Annotated in this window: 16 protein-coding genes and 1 riboswitch; of the genes, 7 read left to right on the top strand and 9 right to left on the bottom strand. The window is 72.4% G+C overall.

From position 1 onward, the window contains the following. The first annotated feature begins 39 nt into the window (after nt 1–39). The 4 genes from GVL03_RS17290 to GVL03_RS17275 are packed head-to-tail and all read left to right on the top strand — an operon-like array spanning nt 40 to nt 3539. A complete protein-coding gene (locus tag GVL03_RS17290; protein WP_235038217.1) occupies nt 40–1002 on the top strand; it encodes a carbohydrate ABC transporter permease in 963 nt (320 codons plus the stop codon). Further along, entirely contained in the window at nt 999–1844 is an 846-nt protein-coding gene (locus tag GVL03_RS17285; RefSeq protein WP_235038216.1) for a carbohydrate ABC transporter permease, read from the top strand. The genes GVL03_RS17290 and GVL03_RS17285 overlap by 4 nt, the downstream gene beginning before the upstream one ends. After that, nucleotides 1844–2767 (top strand): ROK family protein, encoded by a 924-nt coding sequence (locus GVL03_RS17280; protein WP_159502255.1) that lies wholly within the window; start codon nt 1844–1846, stop codon nt 2765–2767. Before GVL03_RS17285 ends, GVL03_RS17280 begins: the two co-directional genes overlap by 1 nt. Continuing rightward, nucleotides 2760–3539, top strand: coding sequence for a glucosamine-6-phosphate deaminase (locus GVL03_RS17275; RefSeq protein WP_159502254.1), 780 nt, complete (start codon nt 2760–2762; stop codon nt 3537–3539). The genes GVL03_RS17280 and GVL03_RS17275 overlap by 8 nt, the downstream gene beginning before the upstream one ends. 126 nt (nt 3540–3665) lie before the next feature. Here the strand turns inward: GVL03_RS17275 and GVL03_RS17270 are convergent, their stop codons facing one another. The 4 genes from GVL03_RS17270 to GVL03_RS17255 all read right to left on the bottom strand — a co-directional run bounded on the left by GVL03_RS17270 (nt 3666) and on the right by GVL03_RS17255 (nt 8916). Further along, nucleotides 3666–4673: an ABC transporter permease gene (locus GVL03_RS17270; protein WP_159502253.1), complete on the bottom strand. Its 1008-nt coding sequence runs from the start codon at nt 4671–4673 to the stop codon at nt 3666–3668. 32 nt (nt 4674–4705) lie between these two features. Then, on the bottom strand, nt 4706–6193 hold the full coding sequence (locus tag GVL03_RS17265) for a sugar ABC transporter ATP-binding protein (protein ID WP_159502252.1): 1488 nt from the start codon (nt 6191–6193) through the stop codon (nt 4706–4708). 49 nt (nt 6194–6242) lie between these two features. Next, nucleotides 6243–7382, bottom strand: coding sequence for a hypothetical protein (locus GVL03_RS17260; protein ID WP_159502251.1), 1140 nt, complete (start codon nt 7380–7382; stop codon nt 6243–6245). A gap of 79 nt (nt 7383–7461) precedes the next feature. Next, nucleotides 7462–8916 carry an aldehyde dehydrogenase family protein gene (locus tag GVL03_RS17255; protein ID WP_159502250.1) on the bottom strand — a complete coding sequence of 485 codons (1455 nt, stop codon included), beginning with the start codon at nt 8914–8916 and terminating at the stop codon, nt 7462–7464. Between the two features lie 157 nt (nt 8917–9073). Here GVL03_RS17255 and GVL03_RS17250 point away from each other — a divergent pair, with 157 nt between their 5' ends. Further along, the gene (locus GVL03_RS17250; RefSeq protein ID WP_159502249.1) at nt 9074–9997 is read left to right on the top strand and encodes a helix-turn-helix domain-containing protein; all 924 of its coding nucleotides are present in this window, start codon (nt 9074–9076) and stop codon (nt 9995–9997) included. Nucleotides 9998–10219: 222 nt separating this feature from the next. Here GVL03_RS17250 and GVL03_RS17245 read toward each other — a convergent pair whose 3' ends face one another. The 3 genes from GVL03_RS17245 to GVL03_RS17235 all read right to left on the bottom strand — a co-directional run bounded on the left by GVL03_RS17245 (nt 10220) and on the right by GVL03_RS17235 (nt 13458). Then, on the bottom strand, nt 10220–10642 hold the full coding sequence (locus GVL03_RS17245; protein WP_159502248.1) for a YrdB family protein: 423 nt from the start codon (nt 10640–10642) through the stop codon (nt 10220–10222). A 141-nt stretch (nt 10643–10783) separates the two neighbouring features. After that, entirely contained in the window at nt 10784–11932 is a 1149-nt protein-coding gene (gene nagA, locus GVL03_RS17240) for an N-acetylglucosamine-6-phosphate deacetylase (RefSeq protein ID WP_159502247.1), read from the bottom strand. Next, entirely contained in the window at nt 11929–13458 is a 1530-nt protein-coding gene (locus tag GVL03_RS17235; protein ID WP_159502246.1) for a family 20 glycosylhydrolase, read from the bottom strand. Before GVL03_RS17235 ends, nagA begins: the two co-directional genes overlap by 4 nt. 46 nt (nt 13459–13504) lie before the next feature. Next, a riboswitch (ZMP/ZTP riboswitch) is annotated at nt 13505–13588 on the top strand. A 36-nt stretch (nt 13589–13624) separates the two neighbouring features. Between GVL03_RS17235 and glyA the strand changes: the two genes are divergently transcribed. Beyond that, nucleotides 13625–14899, top strand: a complete 1275-nt coding sequence (glyA, locus tag GVL03_RS17230; RefSeq protein ID WP_159502245.1) for a serine hydroxymethyltransferase — start codon at nt 13625–13627, stop codon at nt 14897–14899. A gap of 190 nt (nt 14900–15089) precedes the next feature. After that, nucleotides 15090–15971 (top strand): bifunctional methylenetetrahydrofolate dehydrogenase/methenyltetrahydrofolate cyclohydrolase, encoded by an 882-nt coding sequence (locus GVL03_RS17225; RefSeq protein WP_159502244.1) that lies wholly within the window; start codon nt 15090–15092, stop codon nt 15969–15971. A gap of 14 nt (nt 15972–15985) precedes the next feature. On the opposite strand, the gene GVL03_RS17220 is transcribed toward GVL03_RS17225, so the two are convergent. Both GVL03_RS17220 and GVL03_RS17215 read right to left on the bottom strand, forming a co-directional pair. Further along, nucleotides 15986–16573 carry a hypothetical protein gene (locus tag GVL03_RS17220; RefSeq protein ID WP_159502243.1) on the bottom strand — a complete coding sequence of 196 codons (588 nt, stop codon included), beginning with the start codon at nt 16571–16573 and terminating at the stop codon, nt 15986–15988. 229 nt (nt 16574–16802) lie between these two features. Continuing rightward, a partial coding sequence (locus tag GVL03_RS17215; protein WP_159502242.1) for an NAD(P)H-dependent oxidoreductase occupies nt 16803–17322 on the bottom strand: 520 nt, incomplete at its 5' end.

Genomic DNA, 17322 nt, shown 5'->3' with positions numbered 1-17322 from the left:
GCCCCTTGCCCCGCCCGCCCCGTCCGAGAGGAGGTCCCCGTGACGATCGACACCCCGACCCGCCGAGCGCGGACCGCCGCGCCCGGCGGCGACGCGCCATCCGTGCGCCGCCGCGGCCCCGCCCAGAAGGCGCCGTTCCTGCTGCTCGCCCCCGCGCTGGTGATGCTCGCCGTCTTCATCGGCTGGCCGCTCGTGCAGATGGTCGTGATGTCGTTCCAGGAGTTCGGCCGCCCCCAGATCTTCGGCGCGCCCGCGCCCTTCGTCGGTCTCGACAACTACGTCGCCGTGCTGACGGACCCCCAGTTCTGGCTGGTCCTGGCCCGCAGCATCACCCTGTGCCTCGTGTGTGTGGCGGCCACCATGTCTCTCGGCGTGCTCATCGCGCTGATGATGTCCAAGCTCGGCCGCGTCATGCGCACCGCGGTCTCGATCGCGCTGCTGCTCGCCTGGGCGATGCCGGCGCTGACCGCGACGATCGTCTGGGGCTGGATCTTCGACACCCAGTACGGCCTCGTGAACCACCTGCTCTCGCAGATCACCGGCACCGACTGGACCGGGCACAGCTGGCTGATCGAGCCGCTCAGCTTCTTCTCCGTCGCCGCCATCGTCATCACCTGGGGCGCCATCCCGTTCGTCGCGTTCACCGTGTACGCGGGGCTCAGCCAGGTGCCCGACGAGGTGCTCGAGGCGGCGTCCCTCGACGGGGCGGGGGCGTTCCAGCGCTTCCGGTACATCGTGCTGCCCTACCTCCGCTCGATCCTGATCGTGCTGCTCATCCTGCAGATCATCTGGGATCTCCGCGTCTTCGCCCAGATCTACGCGCTGCAGACGATCGGGGGCGTCCGGGCCGACACGAACACGATCGGCGTCTACATCTACAGCGTCTCGATGGCCTCCGGCGACCTCGGTTCGGGCGGGGCGATCTCGGTCATCCTCGTCGCGATCATGCTCGTGATCTCCGCGTACTACATCCGCTCCATGCTGAAGGAGGACCGTTCGTGACCGCGCGCGCCGTCCGCATCCGTCCCCGCCGCGTCCTGCTCAACGTCGCCGCGCTGGTGGTGATCGCCTGCTCGATCTTCCCGGTCTACTGGATGGTGAACACCTCGCTGCTGCCCGCCTCGGCGATCAAGACCTCGACGCCGCACCTGTGGCCGGACGAGTTCACGCTGCGCAACTACGTCACCGCCTTCTCCGAGGGCGGCTTCGTGAGCGCGCTCGGCGTCTCGATCGCCGCGACCCTGATCACCCTCGTCGTCGCGCTCGTGTTCGCGTTCCTGGCCGCCGTCGCCGTGTCGCGCTTCCGGTTCCGCAGCCGCAAGAGCCTCATCGTGGCGATCCTCGTGATCCAGATGATCCCCGCCGAGGCGCTCATCATCTCGACATTCCGCGTGCTCGACGGCTGGGCGCTGGTCAACACGGTCGCCGGGCTGAGCTTCGTCTACATCGCGCTCGTGCTGCCCTTCACGATCTGGACGCTGCGCGGTTTCGTCAACGGCGTCCCGGCCGAGCTCGAGGAGGCTGCGATGATCGACGGATGCAGCCGCACGGGAGCGTTCTGGCGCATCACGTTCCCCCTCCTCGCCCCCGGGCTCGTCTCCACCGGCGTCTTCGCGTTCATCCAGGCGTGGAACGAGTTCGTCTTCGCGCTGGTCATCATGACCCGGCCCGAGGCGCAGACCCTGCCCATCTGGCTGCGCAGCTTCGTGCAGGTCACGAAGGCCACGGACTGGTCGGTCGTCATGGCGGCGTCCACCCTGATGGCGATCCCTGTCATCGTCTTCTTCCTGTTCGTCCAGCACCGCATGACCAGCGGGCTCATGTCCGGCGCGGTGAAGGGCTGATGCGGGTCGGGCTCGACGTCGGCGGCACGAAGACCGACGCGGTCGTGGTCGACGACGCCGGTGCGGTGGCCGGCCGCATCCGGCTCGCGACGCTCTGGGGGGCGGAGGGCGTCGCCCGGACGGTCGCCGACGCCGTCGCGGCGCTGGGGACGCTCCCCGGGGTCGACCCGACGCGGTTCCGCACGGTCGGCATCGGCATGCCGGGTCAAGTGCGCCCCGGCACCATGCGCGTGACCCACGCGCTGAACCTCGGGGTCGCCGAGATGGACGTGCACCGCACGATCCAGCCCCTGCTCGGCCTTCCCGTGCGGGTCGAGAACGACGTGAAGGCGGCCGCTGTCGGGGCGGCATCGCTGCGGGACGGCGACAGCCTCGCGTACCTCAACCTCGGCACGGGCATCGCCGCCGGCATCGTGGTCGACGGGCGCGTGTGGCGCGGAGGGCGGGGGACCGCCGGCGAGGTCGGGCACATCTCTGTCGATCCGGGCGGCCCGCGGTGCCGCTGCGGCGGCCGCGGCTGCATCGAGGCGATGGCGGGCGGCGCGTCCATCGCCGAACGCTGGGACCGGCCAGGGGAGTACCCCGTGCGCGACGTGTTCGACGCGGCCGACCGCGGCGACGCGCTCGCCGCGCGGCTGCGCGCGGACCTCGCCGTCGCCGTCGCGGCGGCGGTCCGCATCCTCGTGCTCACCGCCGACGTCGACGCCGTCGTGCTCGGCGGGGGGCTCACCGCCCTGCGGGAACGGCTGCTGCCGGACGTGCGCCGCGCCCTCGAGACGGGCGCGGCGGGCTCGCCGTTCCTCCGGTCGCTCGCGCTCGCCGACCGGATCGAGGCGCTGCCCGAGGGGTCACCGGCCGCCGCCGTCGGCGCGGCCATCGTCGGAGGAGCACTCGATTCGGAGGAGGTGGTCGCGCATGGCTGAGGTCGTGATCGTGACGTCGAAGGACGACGCCGGGGCGCTCGTCGCGGACGAGATCGGAGGGCTGGTCGTCCGACGCCCGGACGCGGTGCTGGGACTCGCGACAGGGTCGACCCCGTTGCCGGTCTACGACGCGCTCCGCCCAGGGCTGCGCGGCGTCGACGTCTCCCGCGTGCGCGGGTTCGCCCTCGACGAGTATGTCGGTCTCGATCCCGCGCATCCGGAGAGCTACCGCTCGGTGATCGCCCGCGAGGTCGTAGAGCCGCTGGGCCTCGATCCCGCCCGCATCCGGACCCCCGACGGCGACCTGGCCGGCATCGCGACCGCCGGCGAGCGGTACGAGCGGGAGATCACGGCGGCCGGCGGGGTGGATCTGCAGCTGCTCGGGATCGGCACCGACGGGCACATCGGTTTCAACGAGCCCGGGTCGTCGTTCGCGTCGCTCACCCGGGTGAAGACCCTCACCGCGCAGACGCGCGCCGACAACGCCCGCTTCTTCGACAGCGTCGACGACGTGCCCCGGCACTGCATCACGCAGGGGCTCGGCACGATCCTCCGCGCGCGGCATCTCGTGCTGATCGCGTTCGGCGAGGCGAAGGCGGATGCGGTCGCCGGAGCGGTCGAGGGGCCGGTCTCCGCGATGCTGCCCGGATCGGCGATCCAGCTGCATCCGCACACGACGGTCGTCCTCGACGAGGCCGCGGCGTCGCGCCTGCGGCTGGCCGACTACTACCGGTACACCTGGGAGCACAAGCCGGACTGGCAGGGGCTCTGAGCGGGCGTGCACCGCGCGTGCGGCATGCACCGGCGCCATGAGAAACCACATCCGCGATGAGGCGCGCCGCGATGCGCGATGTCTCGTGACGGATGTGGTTTCCCACGGCTGTGGGTGCGGCTCCGCTCAGGCGGATGCGTCCCGATGCGCCCGGCCGGGCAGCGCCCTTCGGATGGCGGAGCCCCGACGCGAGGTCTTCTCCCACTGCGAGAGCGCCACCGCGAGCAGGAGCGCGAGCCCGTAGAAGAGATCGTTGACCCAGCGCGGCGACCCGGCGAGCTGCAGACCCTTGATGCCGACCGCGAGCACGTACATCGCGACGATCGTGCCCCACACGTTGAACCTGCCGCCGCGGAACTGCGTCGACCCGAGGAAGACCGCGGTCAGCGCAGGCAGCAGGAACCCGGGCCCGACGGTCGGGTCTCCGGCGTTGATGCGACTGGTCAGCAGCGCGCCGGCGAGCGCCGCGAGCGCACCGCCCGCGGTCAGCGTGCCGATCCGCACGCGCTCCACCCGGACGCCCGCCAGCCGGGCGGCCTCCGGGTTGAAGCCCACGGCGTACATCCGACGGCCCGCGGGCGTGCGCTCCAGCACGTACCAGCTGACCACCGCGACGAGCAGCAGGATGTAGACGGGGAGAGTGATGCCGGCGATCTGCGTCGTTGCCAGCAGTCGGTAGTCGGGGCCGAGGCCGAGGATCTGCTGACTGCCCGAGACCCAGGCCATCCCGGCGAGCAGGATGGAGCTCATGCCGAGAGTGGCGATGATCGGGTCGACCCGCAGCCGCGTGATCACCAAGGCGGTGACCAGGCCGATCGCCGCGCCCGCGGCGAGCACGGCGGGCAGCTGGAGGGCGATCGGCAGTCCCGCCCGCGAGAGGAGCCACGCGGAGAGGATCGCGGAGAAGCCCACCTGCGCGCCGACGGCGAGGTTCAGCGACCCGGCGACGAGCGGGATGAGGGCGCCGATCGCCGCGATGCCGGTCAGCGCCTCCGCGTCCAGCAGCGAGCGCCACACGCCGGGTTGCAGGAAGCGGTCCGGGATCCAGATCGCGAAGACGGCGAAGATCACGATGAAGATGTAGACGGCGCTGATGTTGCGGAAGGACAGGGTGCGCAGGATGTCGGCGCGCATGGGGGTTCTCCTCGAGGACGTGTCGGGCGGGATCAGGGCAGGCCGTAGCCCTCGGTGACGAGGCGGTGCTCGGTGAGATCGGCGCCGGCCAGCACCGTGGCGCCGCGGCCCTCGCGCATGACGACGACGCGGTGGCACAGCGTGATCAGCTCCTTCGCGTCCGAGGAGCTCACCAGCACCGCGGCGCCGGCGGCGGCGCCGCGCTCGACCGCCCGGTAGATGGCCGCCTTGGCGCCGATGTCGACGCCCTGCGTCGGCTCATCGAGCAGCAGGACGACCGGCCGGTCGTAGAGAGCCCGCGCCATGACGATCTTCTGCTGGTTCCCGCCGCTGAACAGCGAGAAGCGCTGCTCGGAACGCGGCGGGCGCACGTCGAACTCGTCGATGAGCCGTGTCGTCTCGGCGCGCTCGAGGCGTCTGCGCACGGCGCCGAGCCGACCGGCGAGTGCGTGGAGGTGGGGGAGGAACAGGTTCTCCCGCGCGGTGAGCTCGCGGATCGATCCCAGCCGGGCGCGATCGCCCGGGACGAACGCGACGCGCCGGCGCAGGCTCCGCGCCGGCGATCGGCGGGCGTAGGCGTGTCCGTCCACCTCGAACAGGTCCGCCGCCGCCGGCACGGCGCCGTACATCAGGGACGGCACCAGCTCGCGGCCCGATCCGAGCACGCCGGCGACGCCGACGATCTCGCCCGGTCTCAGGTCGAGATCGAGCCCCTCGACCGTGCCGCCCCGCAGGCCCCGCACGCGCAGCGCAGGGGTGCCGGTGCCGTGCGGCGGCGGCGCCCCGGGCGCAGCGAGGGCCGCCGCATCCGCCCCGGTGATGAGCTCGACGAGCACGCCGTGGTCGACCTCGGCGACGGGCAGGTCGGCGACCTTGCGCCCGTCGCGCAGCACCACGACGCGGTCCGCGAGGGCGAGCACCTCGTCGAGGCGGTGCGAGACGAAGATCACGCCCGCCCCTTCGGCGGCGAGCCGCCGGACGGCGGCGAAGAGCACGTCGACCTCGCTGCGGTGCAACGACTCGGTCGGCTCGTCGAGCACCAGCACGTTCGCGACGTGGGTCCACCCGTCCATCGCGCGGCTGATGGCGACGATGGCGCGCTGCGCCGGCGTCAGAGCCCGGAGAGGTCGGTCCACGTCGAACGGCTCGCCGAACCGCGCCACCAGCTCGCGCGCTCGCGCCCGGTCCGCACGGCTGCGCACCGGTGCACCCGCTCCGGCTCCCGTGCCCTTCATCAGCGCAAGGTTCTCGGTCGCCGTCAGCTCGCCGACGAGCGCGAGGTCCTGATGGATGAAGTGCAGGTCCGTGCCCGGCGCGGTCTCGACCGAGCCCCCGTCGGATGCCGAGACGCCGGCGAGGATCTTCACGAGCGTGGACTTGCCGGAGCCGTTGTGTCCGACGATCGCCACCACCTCGCCCGCGTGCACGTCCATTCCCACCCGGTCGAGCGCGGTGAGCCCGGGAAAGGCCTTCACCAGGCCGCGCACCCGCAACAGCGCGGGGGATCCGTTCTCGGTCATGGTGTCCTCTCCGCACGCGGGGCCGGGCGCCCGCCCGGTCCCGCGGCGCTCATCCGACGAGCCAGTTCGCGGCGAAGCGGTCCTGGTAGTCCGGGATCGCGACGTAGCCCGTCACCGGGTCCTCCGGCACGTTCTCCGCATCGGTGACGCGGGTCAGCGTCGACGCGCGGGTCAGTGCGTCCGGCCACGTGTAGTCCTGCCCCGCCATCTCCCGCAGCAGCTGGTCGAGGACCGTCCACATCATGAGGTTGAGGTCGACCGACAGGGTGGCGTCCTGCTCGCCGGCGGCGATCTGCTCGTAGTTGGGCGGTGCGGTCCACATGGCGATGCCGTCGACGTCCAGCCCCGCCAGGCTCAGCTTCTGCGGGAGCCCGATCTGCACCTCGTCCACCGAGGCGAGGAAGTACTCGGTGCCCGGGTTCGCCTGCAGGTCGCTCACGACCCGGTCCGCCGCGGTCGAGCCGAGCTCCGCGATGGGGATGTCGACCACCCGCACCGTGCATCCGGGGCACAGCTGCGCGATCTTCGACTGCGCGCCCTCGAGCTCGAACGGCGAGAACGGGAACTCGGGGACGTTGTAGAACACGTACTCCGTCGCGCCACCGGATCGCACCAGGGCGGCCGCTCCCAGTGCCTCGCCGTTCGCCGTCATCCAGTCGGGACCGTTGAACGCCTCGGGCAGGCCGTACTCGACCGTGTTCATCACGGAGCCGCTGGCGATCGGAATGCCCAGATCCTCGAGCCGCTCGATCTGCGGCTCGAAGAAGACCGGGTCGAGCGTGATGTTGATCACGCCGTCCGGAGCGAGCTCGACGACCGTGTTCATCGCGGCGTTGATGCTCTGCGCGTCGCGGCCGACCTCGACGCGCTCCAGCCGGAGGCCGAGAAGCTCGGCGGGCGTCTGCAGATTCGCCCACATGACCGCGCTCACCGGGGTGCCCACGTCGAGATAGACGATCCGGGCGCCCGCGGCGACCGGGGCGGCGAGCGGTTCGTCGATGAGGAGGTCCTTGTCCCCGTCGCCGTACCAGGGCGCGAGGAAATCCTGAGCGGCGGCGATGGCGGCCGAGGACGACGCGTCGGGTGCGGCGTCGTCGCCGCTCCCGACGGAGCAGGCGGTGAGGGCGACGGCGGTCGCGGCGGCGAGCGCGGCGGTGCGCAGCGCCCGGGATCGAGGTGAGTGCGTCATCGCACGTCCTTTCGTTGGGGTCGGGCTTCGTAGGGGTGGGCGTCGGGTGCGTCAGCTCGGGCCGGTGGGTGTCGGGCGCTCAGAAGGGATAGGCGGCGATGCGCGACTGCACGGTCACCCATTGCGTGTCGGTGAAGGCCTCGATGTTCGCGTCGTGTCCGCCGAACCGCGCCCCCGTGCCGGAGTGACCCGTGCCCCCGAAGGGGGCCTGCGCCTCGTCGTCGACCGTCTGATCGTTGATGTGCAGGATGCCGCTGGAGATGCGCTCGCCGAGCTCGAAGGCGCGGAAGGCGTCGCCACCGAGCACCGACACCGAGAGCCCGAACGGGCTGGCGTCGGCGAGGTCGATGGCCTCGTCCACGTCTTCGAACCGGATGACGGGGGCGACCGGTCCGAAGATCTCCTCGGTGAAGGCTGCGTGCGTCGGACGGACCTCGGACAGGACGGTCGGCTGATAGAACAGGTCGGTGTACTCGCCGCCCGCGCGCAGCTCGGCGCCTGCGGCGACGGAGGCGGTCACGATGCCGTGCACCCGGTCCCGCTGTCCTGCGTCGATGAGGGGGCCGAGCGGGGCGCCGGTCGCCGGGTCCGCGGCGGTGAGGGCACGTGCCTTCTCGGCGAGGCGATCCGTGTACTCCTCGTACACGTCGGCGTGCACGAGGTGCCGGCCGGTGGTCATGCAGATCTGGCCCTGGTGGAGGAAGGACCCCCACGCGCCGGCGGCGGCCGCCGCGGCCACGTCCGCATCCGGCAGCACGATCATCGCGTTGTTGCCGCCGAGCTCGAGGTGCGCGCGCTTGAGGAGGCGTCCGGCCCGCTCCCCGATCGCGCGGCCGGCCGAGGTCGATCCGGTGAACGAGACGACCGGGACGGCCGGATGCTCGATGAGCGCCGTACCGGCGTCGAGGCCGCCGGGCACCACCGCGAGCAGGCCCGCGGGGAGCCCGGCCGCCTCGAGCAGTGCGGCGAGGAACAGGCCGCCCGAGACGGCGGTGCGCGGATCGGGCTTGAGGACGACGGCGTTTCCGAGCGCCAGCGCGGGGAGGACGGATCGGGCGGCGAGGATCGCCGGGAAGTTGAACGGCGAGATGACCCCCACGACGCCGACGGGTCGACGCCGAGCGAGGCTCAGCCGCGGTCGGGAGGAGGTGAGCAGCTGACCGTAGGGGGCGACGGCCGTCGCGGACGCCTGGTGGAGCTCGCTGAGGACCAGTCCTACCTCGAACGCCGCCTTCCCCTGTGCCGAGCCCGCCTCGTCCACCAGCCAGCGGCTCAGCACGTCGCCGTGCTCCTCGAGGAGCGTCGCGGCGCGGCGCATGATCTCGGCGCGCTCGGGCGCGGGGCGCGCCGCCCAGTCCCACTGCGCCGCCTCGGCACGGTCGATCGCCTCGCCCACCTCGTCCGCGTCGGCCGCGCCGACGGTCGCGACGGCGTCCCCGGTCGACGGCGAGGTCACGACGATCGTGCCGGACAGCGGCACCCATCCCGCGACATAGCCTCTGCCATCCCAGGTCTGCTGTGCGAAGAACGTCATCGTCTCTCCTCGAGTGTCCGGCCTCGTCGTCGGTCGTCACCACCGTCGCAGACGCCAGGCTCCGCGATCCGGCGTTTCGTGCACCCCTGACCGGCATCGACCGTTTGACCCGGTGAGAGGGCGGGGATACCATTCCGAACCACATGGGGAGGCGAACGTGGTTGTTCTCGAGGCTGAGAGCGCCGACGGATGGGAGTCCGTCGTCAGCGGATGTTTCGTGCCCCTGCGCTGCGCGGGGTTCGAGGCTCGGTTCACGGGACGGATGGAGCACGCGCCGGTCGACGACGGGATCTCGGTGTCGCTGGTGACGACGTGCGGCACGAGCGCGGAGCGCACCGACCGATTGGCGGGCTCGGCGCTGCGCGACGACGTGCACCTGTCGCTGCAGCGCTCTTCGCGAGGGATCGTGGCGCAGGGCGGCCGGGCCGCGTCCGTGCGGACCGGCTCGGTGACCGTGTACGCGACCGACCGTCCCTACTACCTCGACTACTCCTGGCCGGCGCAGCAGCAGCTCATCGTCCAGGTGTCGCGTTCCTCCCTCGGGCTCGCCCCCGAGCTGCTGGAGGCCGCGATGACGCGGCTCAGCGTGCCGGGCGGTGAGCGGAGCCCTGCCGTCGGCAACCTGTTCTCCTATGCCTCCGCCCTCCCGGCCGACGGCGCGCCGCCGCGTGCGGGCGAGACCCTGCGCGATCTGGCGCGCGTCATGCTCCGGTCGTCGTTCGGCGAGGGCGGGGTCGTGCCGCGGAGCTCGGGCGGACTCCGGCACACGGTGCAGGAGTTCCTCCGCGCTCACGCGACCGAGCCCGACCTCGACGTGGGTCAGGTGGCGCGGCGTCACTTCGTCTCACGGCGACGCCTCTACCAGGTGTTCGAAGAGGTCGGCCTGTCGCCGGCCGCCTACCTCCGCGCCGAACGGCTGCGGATCGCCGCCGCAGAGCTGTCGGAACCTCGCAGCCCGCAGCGCACGGTCGAGTGGATCGCGTATCGATCCGGGTTCCGCGACGTGACGACGTTCACCCGGGCGTTCGTGCGGCAGTTCGGCTGCACACCGCGCGAGTGGCGCCTCGGACCCGGGCGCTGAGCAGCTGACCCGGGATCCCCGTTCTTCGGTTCCCGAGTGAGGAGCCGACGCGAGAGTCCTCACACGTCGGCCCCTCGGCGAGGAGCCGGGCGAGAGTCTCCCGTCTTCGGTCCCTGAGCGAGGAGCACAGCTTCGAGACGAAGGGGCGCGAAGGCCGTTCCGCCGCGGCGTCGACCCGACGATGGCCGAAAGGGATCTGCGGGCGCACCTCAGCTTCGGGGGTCAGGCGAATCGACGGCGGCCCGCGACGGCGCCCACGGCGACGGCGATGACCGCGAAGCCGATGCCGACCCAGGTGAGGCCCATGGACCAGAGGGCGGCGGTCGCGGCGGCGTAGACGAGCAGCTCCACGATCGCGCGGACGAACGGGTGCACCGCGAACACGGCGCGCGGAGACACGAACAGTGCCCACAGCAGGACTGCCGCGACCGGCGTCGCGATCCCGAGCACGATGTTCCACGGGAGCTCCCACACCGCGAAGCCCCAGATCGCCAGCACGCCGAACGCGACGATCTCGCAGACGAACGCGAGCACCTCCACGGCGCTCAGCGGACGCCGTGTCCCGGCCGGCAGCGTCGCGGAGCCGGAGGTGCCGCCGCCGGCGTTCGCGGCGGGGGAGGGGGATGCGGCGTTCGGGTCGGTCACGGCTTCCAGTCTACGAGCGCGCGTAACTCCTTCGATGCGGTCGTTCGCGAGGAGTGTCCGGCATGCGCCCGCGGTCGTCGGAGGAGTTGCGCAGCCGCGGAGAGGGCCCGCACCGGCCGTCGGGCGAGCCGACGCCCCCGGTCAGACGTGGCGGACCCCGGCGGTCCACACGCCGCTGACGGCGAGGCCCGCCGTCAGCAGCACGAGGTCGCCGGCCGCACCCGGCGCGAGCCGGCCGAGGTCGGGGCGCCCGATGACCCGCGCGGGTGCCTCGGTCAGCGCGTGCACGGCTGCTGCGAGCGGCACTCCCGCCGCCACGGCGGTCCGGAGCGCCGCGTCCTGCGTCAGCGTCGACCCGGCGATCGTGTCGGTGCCTGCGAGCCGGGCGACGCCGTCGCGCACGGCGATCGCGAGCGAGCCCAGCGCGTAGTCCCCGTCCGCGGCCCCCGCCGCGGCCATGGCGTCGGTGACCAGTGCGATCCGGCCGGGGGCGGCGGCGGCCAGCATCCGCACGATCTCCGGATGCAGGTGCACGCCGTCCGCGATCGCCTCGAGCGTGACCCGATCGTCGCCGAGCGCTGCGCCGACGGGCCCCGGCAGGCGGTGATGGAGTCCGGGCATCGCGTTGAACGCGTGCGTGAGGATCGTCGCGCCGGCATCGAACGCCGCAGCGGCGGTCGCCGCATCCGCCGCCGTGTGGCCGACGGCGGCCGCGGCCCCCGCCGCGACGACCCGGCGCACCGCGTCGAGTCCGCCGGGCAGCTCAGGTGCGAGCGTGACCTGGCGGACAGTGCCCGCCCCCGCCTCGAGCAGCCGGTCGAGGTCGGCGTCGGGCTCACGCAGCAGCGCGGCGTCGTGCGCGCCCTTGTGGGCCGCGTCGAGGAAGGGGCCCTCGAGGTGCGAGCCGAGCACGTCGGGGTCGGTGCGGGCGAGTTCCGCGATCGCGCGCACGCGCACGAGAAGCAGGTCCAGGGGCGCCGTGACCAGCGAGACCACCGCGCGCGTCGTGCCGTGCACGCGGTGCAGGGCGCGCGCCGCGCGGATCGCGGTGACGCCGTCGTCGTAGGCGTGTCCGCCGCCGCCGTGCCCGTGGATGTCGACGAACCCCGGGGTGAGCACGGCGCCGGGGCCGGCGGCATCCGCGGCGTCGACGACGACACCCGCGGCGATCGCCCGCCAGCCGGCACCGGTGCCGGACGCGGCGATCCGCCCGTCGTCGACGTGCACCCAGGCGTCGTCGACCGCCGTGCCGCCCGTGACGACCCGCGCGGAGTGCACGACGAGGCTCACCGGTGCGCCCACGGAACCCCGGCGGCGCGGGTGAAGCGGATGCCGACATCGTCCCAGGCCGAGCCGAGGGCGGCGAGCCGAAGGCGGAAGGCCTCCCACGTGCGCTCCGGCCCGGAGGCGGGGGACCAGGCGATCTCGGCGGCCGAGGCGATGCGCGGGAACACCATCGCCTCGATGTCGGCCTCGGTCGCGATCGTCTCGGTCCACAGCGCCGCCTCGACGCCGAGGATGTCCGACTCCGCGACGCCTGCCACGATCTCGGTCGGCTCCCAGGAGTAGGAGCGCTCGACGCTCGTCGGCCCGCTCGCCCAGGTGAGACCGAGCGGGGTCGCTGCGTCGACCTTCATGTCGAGGTAGATCGCGTCGGCGGGGGAGAGGATGAGGCGCCCGCCGCGGGCGACGAACGCGCGGGCGTCGTCGTCGGTGCGGTCGATGGGCGAGACGAACCCCCAGTACTGCCCGATCGTCCCGGGGGCGAGGGCGTCGACGGCGCCCGCCTCGTGCCAGGCGATCGGGATCTTGCCGAGGTCCGCGACGATCGCGGTGGCACGGGTGAGGAAGGACGCGAAGTCCGCCGGCGGAGTGCCGAGCGCCTCGTCGCCGCCGAGGTGCAGATAGGGCCCGGGGGTGAGCGCAGCGAGCTCGCCGAAGACGTCGGCGAGGAAGTCGTAGGTCGCCTCCTCGTGGATGCGGAGCGAGGAGAACCCGACGGCGAAGCCGGTGTACGGCTCGCCCCGGGTCGGCACGCCCCCGCCGAACGCGGCCACCGTCTCGAGCACCTCGTCGGTGACGACCGGGTCCGCGGCGAGCTCGGGATGGGCGAGTCCCACGGCGTGCGTGTGCCCGGGCACGTCGAGCTCGGGCACGACGGTCATGTGGCGGGCCGTGGCGTGCGCGACGATGCGCCGGAAGTCGTCCGCGCAGTAGTGGCCGCCGGGGTCGCCGAGCGCGGAGGTCGCCGAGCCCCGTGCGGCCAGCTCGGGACGCGAGGCGAGCGCGAGGCGCCAGCCCTGATCGTCGCTGAGATGGAGGTGCAGGACGTTGAGCTTCAGCGCCGCAGCCCGGTCGATGAGCCGTTCGACGACCTCGACGGGGAAGAAGTGGCGGGCGACGTCGAGCATGAGTCCCCGGTGCGCGAAGCGCGGGGCGTCCGTGATCTCGACCGACGGCACATGCCAGCCCGCGCCGTCGGGGTCGCGGGTGAGCAGCTGCCCGAGCGTCTGTGCGGCGTAGAAGAGGCCTGCGCCATCCGGGGCGTCGATCTCCACGCCGTCCGGTCCGGAGACGAGCCGGTACGACTCGGGGGCGCCCCCGGGGGCGAGACGCAGGGAGACGGTCGCCCGGCCGTCGTCCTCCGAGGCGCGCTTCTGCGCCGCCGGGAGACGGATGCCGGTGCGCGCGGCCACGACGTCGGTCACGGCGGCGGCGCCGTCCGCATCGCCGCGGACGGCCAGCTCGGGCGTCACCGCGAGCCGCCCGGCGCGCCGCTCGAGCGAGCAGGGCAGAGGTACCACGCCGAGCTGCATGTAAGGAACCCTAACAAAATGAGGTCGCCAGCCGCATCCGGTATGCTTTCCGCGTCGCGACTGGCGTTGAGGTGGGACACCACCGGGGAGCGACCGACACGGCATTCGGCCGTACGCCTGGGCCGATGCGGAAACCCGTTCGCCGTTGCCGCTGTCAAGGAGAGAGATGACCGACCCCTTCTTCAACGCCCCGCTCGCCGAGGTGGACCCCGAGATCGCCCAGGTTCTCGAGCGCGAGCTCGAGCGTCAGCGCGGCTTCCTCGAGATGATCGCCTCCGAGAACTTCGTGCCCGTCTCGGTGTTGCAGTCGCAGGGCTCCGTGCTCACGAACAAGTACGCCGAGGGATACCCCGGCCGACGCTACTACGGCGGCTGCGAAGAGGTCGACGTCGCCGAGGAGCTCGCGATCGAGCGGGCGAAGTCCCTGTTCGGTGCGGCGTTCGCGAACGTCCAGCCGCACTCGGGCGCGTCGGCGAACGCCGCGGTGCTGCACGCGATCGCGCGTCCGGGCGACACGCTGCTGGGCCTGTCGCTCGACCACGGCGGACACCTCACGCACGGCATGAAGCTCAACTTCTCGGGCCGTCTGTACGACATCGTCGCGTACGGCGTCGACGCCGAGACCTCGCTCGTCGACATGGACGAGGTGCGCCGGCTCGCGATCGAGCATCGGCCGAAGGTCATCATCGCCGGGTGGTCGGCCTACCCGCGTCAGCTCGACTTCGCACGTTTCCGCGAGATCGCCGACGAGGTGGGCGCCTACCTCTGGGTGGACATGGCGCACTTCGCGGGTCTCGTCGCGGCCGGCGTGCACCCGAGCCCCGTGCCCCACGCGCACGTCGTCTCGTCGACCGTGCACAAGACGATCGGCGGACCCCGGTCGGGCTTCATCCTCACGAACGACGCCGACCTCGCGAAGAAGATCAACTCCGCGGTCTTCCCCGGCCAGCAGGGGGGGCCGCTCATGCACGTGATCGCGGCGAAGGCGACGGCCTTCAAGCTCGCGGCGGGCCCCGCGTTCCGTGAGCGTCAGGAGCGCACGGTGCGGGGCGCGCAGATCCTCGCCGAGCGTCTCGCCCGGCCCGACGTGGCGTCGGCGGGCGTCTCGCTGCGCTCGGGCGGAACCGACGTGCATCTCGTGCTCGTGGACCTCCGCGACGCGGTGATCGACGGCAAGCAGGCCGAGGATCTCCTCCACGAGATCCGCATCACCGTGAATCGCAACTCGGTTCCGAACGACCCGCGCCCGCCGATGGTCACCTCGGGCCTGCGCATCGGCACGCCGGCGCTCGCGACGCGCGGGTTCGGGGATGCGGAGTTCGCCGAGGTCGCCGACATCATCGCGCAGGCTCTGCTGCCGGACGCCGACGTCGAGGCGCTGCGCACGCGCGTCGCCGCGCTGACGGCGGCCTTCCCGCTCTACCCCGGCCTGCAGCAGTAGTCCGATCGCACGGTCGGCGCTTGCCCCGTGCGCATACCTACGGGCATAGTGATTCGAGGCCCCCGGACCGCGAGACTGCACCGGATCGCCGAGACTGCGGGGTTTACCCTCGGTCTCGGCGGCAGGATGCAGTCTCGCGGGTCCACGACCTCGGGCCGGCCGCCCACGACGACGTGAGGAGAAGGACAGGATGACCGCTCAGAAACTCGATGGGGTGGCGACCGCCAAGGCGATCAAGGAGGAGCTGCGCGCGCGCGTGGCGGCTCTCGCCGAACGCGGGGTGACGCCGGGCATCGCGACGGTGCTGGTGGGCGCCGACCCCGCCTCCCAGCTGTACGTCGGCATGAAGCACCGGCAGTCCGAGGCGATCGGGATGAACTCGATCCAGCGCGAGCTGCCCGCCGATGCGACCCAGGAGCAGGTCGAGGCGCTCATCGACGAGCTCAACGCGGATCCCACCTGCCACGGCTACATCGTGCAGCTGCCCCTGCCCAAGCACCTGGACACCGACGCCGTCCTCGAGCGGATCGACCCGGCGAAGGACGCCGACGGCCTGCATCCGACCAATCTCGGGCGGCTCGTGCTCAATGTGAACGCGCCCATCACGACCCCGCTGCCGTGCACGCCGCGCGGCGTCATCGAACTGCTGCAGCGCAACGGCTACGACCTCGCGGGCAAGCACGTGGTGGTCGTCGGCCGCGGTGTCACGATCGGCCGTTCGATCGGGCTGCTCCTGACACGCCGCGACATCAACGCGACGGTCACCCTGACCCACACCGGCACGGTGGACCTCCCGCGGTACATCCAGGAGGCCGACGTCGTGGTGGCGGCGGCGGGCGTGAAGCACCTCGTGCGGGCCGAGGACGTCAAGCCGGGCGCGGCGGTGCTCGATGTGGGCGTGACCCGCGAGACCGACCCCGAGACGGGCAAGCAGAAGGTCTACGGCGACGTCGACCCGGATGTCGCCTCGGTGGCGGGCTGGCTGTCGCCCAACCCCGGCGGTGTCGGGCCGATGACGGTCGCCCTGCTCATGATGAACGTCGTGGAGGCGGCCGAGCGCGCCGCATCCTGAGCGACGCGCGGGGCTCAGCCGAGCTCGTCGAGCATGCGGCGCTGCTCGGCGGTGAGTCCGTCGTGGCGGTCGCGGGCGGGTGCGCCGTCGGGGCTCGCGCCGGGTGCCCGCGGCACCGGGGGCACGTCGCCGCGGGTCGCGGTTCCCTCGCCGGTGACGGATGCGGCGGCCCCGCCGTGCCGCGTCACGCGGTCGTAGATCGAGCCCGCGCGCGCTTCGATCCGGTCGTCGACGAGGTCGTAGATCGCGAACGCGATGAGCAGGGCGATCGGGGGGAGCACCCACCCCCAGAACCATCCGCGCACGTCGACGCCGGAGAACACCACGACTGCGATCCAGACGATCAGCTCGACGACGAACACGAGCACGCCCTGCACGAGCTTCTCGCTCAGGCGCGTACGGGTCGACGCGGAGCGCGCGGCGAACTTCCGGAACAGCGTCCGCACGAGCGGTTTCAGCCAGATGGTCGCTGCGGTCAGCACCAGCGCGGCCCAGAACGCCGCCAACCCGACCCGCACGCTCGAGAGCAGCAGACCGATGAGCAGCAGAACGACGAGGTCGAACACATACAGGGAGACGAACCGCACGATCCAGGCCTTCATGTCTCCAGCCTGACACGATCCGACTCGGAAATCCCCGAGGAGATCCCCGCGTCGTCCGCGGCGATCGGCGGCCACGGCTCGCTGACCCGGAAGTCCTCACGCTTCGTCTCGCTGCGCTCTCGGTTCCTGAGCGAGGAGCGACGCTCCGACACGAAGGGTCGCGGAACCCGTTCCGCAGGGGCCTCGTCCCGCTGGGCGCACACGTCCGGACCGGATGGCGGGGCGTCGGTCACACCGCGGCGGGCGCCTCGACCGGGGCGCGGTGACGGGCGACGGATGCGGCGGCATCCCGCCGGCCCAGGCGGGCGGTCTGCGCGATCCACCCGGTGCGGACGGCCGCGTCCCGGTGCCGCACCTCCGCGAAGCGCGTCACGCCGACGGTCTTGATGCCGCAGTAGCCGAAGACCGCCCGGCGCAGGCTGGTCTCCGCGGCGTTCCGGTAGACGAAGCGGTTCCAGAATCGCGGCGAGTCCATCGTCATGACGATGCGGGCGGTGCGCCCGGTCAGCAGCTTGTCCCACAGCCGCCCGGCCGGACGGTAGCGGAAGGCGAAGCCGGAGACGAACACGCGGTCGATGAACGCCTTCAGCGCGCCCGGGTAGGTTCCCCACCACTGCGGGAAGAAGAACACGAGGTGGTCGGCCCAGTCGACGTCCGCGATGGCTCGTGCCGCTGCGGGATCGAGGGGCGCGTCGTCGGCGGTGCGCGGCATCCGCACCTCTGCGCGGAACGTCGGGTGGGCCGACCAC

Origin of the sequence: Microbacterium sp. 18062, assembly GCF_902706225.1 — a bacterium.
Classification (GTDB): Bacteria; Actinomycetota; Actinomycetes; order Actinomycetales; family Microbacteriaceae; genus Microbacterium.
This window is presented reverse-complemented; position numbering and strand designations above follow the sequence as displayed.